The following is a 2,630-nucleotide window of genomic DNA, read 5'->3' as shown; positions in this document are numbered from 1 at the left end:
GATAGGTCTGGGGTGGAAGCGCGGCGACGTGTGGAGCTGACAGATACTAATCGATCGAGGACTTAACCTATAATAAAAAGCTGCGGATGACCTTGATTTACACAATGTTAGTTTTATCCGGTTTTGAACGAACAAACATCGTTCTTTTTTTAAAAAAGTACTTGCAATTATAACTAAGTTCTGTTATAATAAATAGTGTCTTAAAGAAAAGGAATTACAAGTCTGGTGCCGATGGCGAAGAGGTCACACCCGTTCCCATACCGAACACGGAAGTTAAGCTCTTCAGCGCCGATGGTAGTCGGGGATTCCCCCTGCAAGAGTAGGACGTCGCCAGGCTTGGATAATCCATTACATAATCATTATACTTTGGACAAGATATCATAACAGTACATGAACACAGCGTTTTATAACGGAGGATTAGCTCAGCTGGGAGAGCACCTGCCTTACAAGCAGGGGGTCGGCGGTTCGAACCCGTCATCCTCCACCATTTACCTAAACAATTGCCGGTGTAGCTCAATTGGTAGAGCAACTGACTTGTAATCAGTAGGTTGAGGGTTCAAGTCCTTTCGCCGGCACCACTTTTAGAGCCATTAGCTCAGTCGGTAGAGCATCTGACTTTTAATCAGAGGGTCGCAGGTTCGAATCCTGCATGGCTCACCATTATCACGACTTATTAAGTTGTGGCGAACAATGCGGGTGTGGTGGAACTGGCAGACACGCTAGACTTAGGATCTAGTGCCTTCGGGCGTGGGGGTTCGACTCCCTTCACCCGCACTTTCAACGCGGAAGTAGTTCAGTGGTAGAATACGACCTTGCCAAGGTCGGGGTCGCGGGTTCGAATCCCGTCTTCCGCTTTAAATGATTTAGCCGGGGTGGCGGAACTGGCAGACGCACAGGACTTAAAATCCTGCGGTAGGTGACTACCGTACCGGTTCGATTCCGGTTCTCGGCATCATTATCATTTTATTGAAACATTACGGGAAGTAGCTCAGCTTGGTAGAGCACTTGGTTTGGGACCAAGGGGTCGCAGGTTCGAATCCTGTCTTCCCGACCACTTCACGGGGCCTTAGCTCAGCTGGGAGAGCGCCTGCCTTGCACGCAGGAGGTCAGCGGTTCGATCCCGCTAGGCTCCACCAACAATATCATATAAAGATCCTGGCGGCGTAGCTCAGCTGGCTAGAGCGTACGGTTCATACCCGTAAGGTCGGGGGTTCGATCCCCTCTGCCGCCATCTTAAAGGACCTTTAGCTCAGTTGGTTAGAGCAGACGGCTCATAACCGTCCGGTCGCAGGTTCGAGTCCTGCAAGGTCCACCAGCATCATATTTTATTACGGAGGAATACCCAAGCCTGGCTGAAGGGATCGGTCTTGAAAACCGACAGGGGTGTTAAAGCCCGCGGGGGTTCGAATCCCTCTTCCTCCGCCATTTTATAAAAATGGTGAACACTCTAACCGATATTCTTTAACAAATCAAGTGATGAACTAATTAATATTATCGCGGGGTGGAGCAGTGGTAGCTCGTCGGGCTCATAACCCGAAGGTCGCAGGTTCAAATCCTGCCCCCGCAACCAAATGGTCCCGTGGTGTAGCGGTTAACATGCCTGCCTGTCACGCAGGAGATCGCCGGTTCGATCCCGGTCGGGACCGCCATTTCTTACAAAATACATAAAAGTGGCTCAGTAGCTCAGTCGGTAGAGCAAAGGACTGAAAATCCTTGTGTCGGCGGTTCGATTCCGTCCTGAGCCACCATGAAATTGCGGGTGTAGTTTAGTGGTAAAACCTCAGCCTTCCAAGCTGATGATGAGGGTTCGATTCCCTTCACCCGCTCCAATTTAGGGCCTATAGCTCAGCTGGTTAGAGCGCACGCCTGATAAGCGTGAGGTCGGTGGTTCGAGTCCACTTAGGCCCACCATTCCGCAGTAGCTCAGTGGTAGAGCAATCGGCTGTTAACCGATCGGTCGTAGGTTCGAATCCTACCTGCGGAGCCAATAACTCGGGGAAGTACTCAAGTGGCTCAAGAGGTGCCCCTGCTAAGGGCATAGATCGCGTAAGCGGTGCGAGGGTTCGAATCCCTCCTTCTCCGCCATAAGTTTGGCCCCTTGGTCAAGCGGTTAAGACACCGCCCTTTCACGGCGGTAACACGGGTTCGAATCCCGTAGGGGTCATATAAGAAAAAACATCCTTTCAAGTTATAAATAACTTGAAAGGATGTTTTTTTATATTCATCAAACCGCCGTAAACGATCAAAAGATTCTTCAAGTGCTCATAAATCGCTCTGAACGCTCATATGCGCCTTGTGACCGATCATCATCATACAATGAAGGCTCATATGCCCCGGCACATGCTCATAAACACGTTGTAACCGATCAAAGCATCCCTCAAGCGCTCATAAATCACTCTGAACGCTCATATCTCCTAATAACCGATCATCATCATGTCCTGAAAGCTCATCAATACTTGATATACGCTTATCAATACATTCTGTCCGCTCTTAAACTCACTTTCAGAAGCAAGCAGCCCTAACATACCTACATATAAAAACACCATAAGCCATTCAAGGCCTTGATCTGCCCCGTAAATGTTAGACACCAAACTAACATTTATGGGGTGTTTTTATGTCTAAATATACAG

The 2,630-nt window shown here is 48.9% G+C and carries 19 tRNA genes and 1 rRNA gene; all 20 read left to right on the top strand.

Annotation, left to right across the window (positions count from 1 at the left end):
• The first annotated feature begins 221 nt into the window (after positions 1 to 221).
• The 20 genes from rrf to ACFPRA_RS04230 all read left to right on the top strand — a co-directional run bounded on the left by rrf (position 222) and on the right by ACFPRA_RS04230 (position 2,164).
• Positions 222 to 336: ribosomal RNA gene (gene rrf / locus ACFPRA_RS04325) — 5S ribosomal RNA — on the top strand.
• Between the two features lie 75 nt (positions 337 to 411).
• Positions 412 to 487 (top strand) — tRNA-Val (locus ACFPRA_RS04320).
• A 15-nt stretch (positions 488 to 502) separates the two neighbouring features.
• Positions 503 to 578: transfer RNA gene (locus ACFPRA_RS04315), tRNA-Thr, on the top strand.
• 6 nt (positions 579 to 584) lie between these two features.
• A tRNA-Lys gene (locus tag ACFPRA_RS04310) sits at positions 585 to 660 on the top strand.
• A gap of 32 nt (positions 661 to 692) precedes the next feature.
• A tRNA-Leu gene (locus ACFPRA_RS04305) sits at positions 693 to 774 on the top strand.
• Between the two features lie 8 nt (positions 775 to 782).
• Positions 783 to 854 (top strand) — tRNA-Gly (locus tag ACFPRA_RS04300).
• A 12-nt stretch (positions 855 to 866) separates the two neighbouring features.
• Positions 867 to 952, top strand: a tRNA-Leu gene (locus tag ACFPRA_RS04295).
• 25 nt (positions 953 to 977) lie between these two features.
• Positions 978 to 1,054, top strand: a tRNA-Pro gene (locus ACFPRA_RS04290).
• Between the two features lie 6 nt (positions 1,055 to 1,060).
• Positions 1,061 to 1,136: transfer RNA gene (locus ACFPRA_RS04285), tRNA-Ala, on the top strand.
• Positions 1,137 to 1,157: 21 nt separating this feature from the next.
• Positions 1,158 to 1,231: transfer RNA gene (locus tag ACFPRA_RS04280), tRNA-Met, on the top strand.
• A gap of 7 nt (positions 1,232 to 1,238) precedes the next feature.
• Positions 1,239 to 1,315: transfer RNA gene (locus ACFPRA_RS04275), tRNA-Ile, on the top strand.
• A gap of 17 nt (positions 1,316 to 1,332) precedes the next feature.
• Positions 1,333 to 1,425, top strand: a tRNA-Ser gene (locus ACFPRA_RS04270).
• Between the two features lie 70 nt (positions 1,426 to 1,495).
• Positions 1,496 to 1,570, top strand: a tRNA-Met gene (locus ACFPRA_RS04265).
• 3 nt (positions 1,571 to 1,573) lie between these two features.
• Positions 1,574 to 1,649: transfer RNA gene (locus tag ACFPRA_RS04260), tRNA-Asp, on the top strand.
• A 23-nt stretch (positions 1,650 to 1,672) separates the two neighbouring features.
• Positions 1,673 to 1,748 (top strand) — tRNA-Phe (locus tag ACFPRA_RS04255).
• Between the two features lie 7 nt (positions 1,749 to 1,755).
• Positions 1,756 to 1,829: transfer RNA gene (locus tag ACFPRA_RS04250), tRNA-Gly, on the top strand.
• A gap of 5 nt (positions 1,830 to 1,834) precedes the next feature.
• Positions 1,835 to 1,911, top strand: a tRNA-Ile gene (locus ACFPRA_RS04245).
• A 1-nt stretch (position 1,912) separates the two neighbouring features.
• Positions 1,913 to 1,987: transfer RNA gene (locus ACFPRA_RS04240), tRNA-Asn, on the top strand.
• A 7-nt stretch (positions 1,988 to 1,994) separates the two neighbouring features.
• A tRNA-Ser gene (locus ACFPRA_RS04235) sits at positions 1,995 to 2,085 on the top strand.
• 7 nt (positions 2,086 to 2,092) lie between these two features.
• Positions 2,093 to 2,164, top strand: a tRNA-Glu gene (locus ACFPRA_RS04230).
• The last annotated feature ends 466 nt before the right edge of the window (positions 2,165 to 2,630 follow it).

It is taken from the genome of Sporosarcina soli, from assembly GCF_042655805.1.
Taxonomy (GTDB): Bacteria; Bacillota; Bacilli; order Bacillales_A; family Planococcaceae; genus Sporosarcina; species Sporosarcina soli.
The sequence above is the reverse complement of the archived record's forward strand: the minus strand, read 5'-3'. Positions and strand labels throughout refer to the sequence as shown.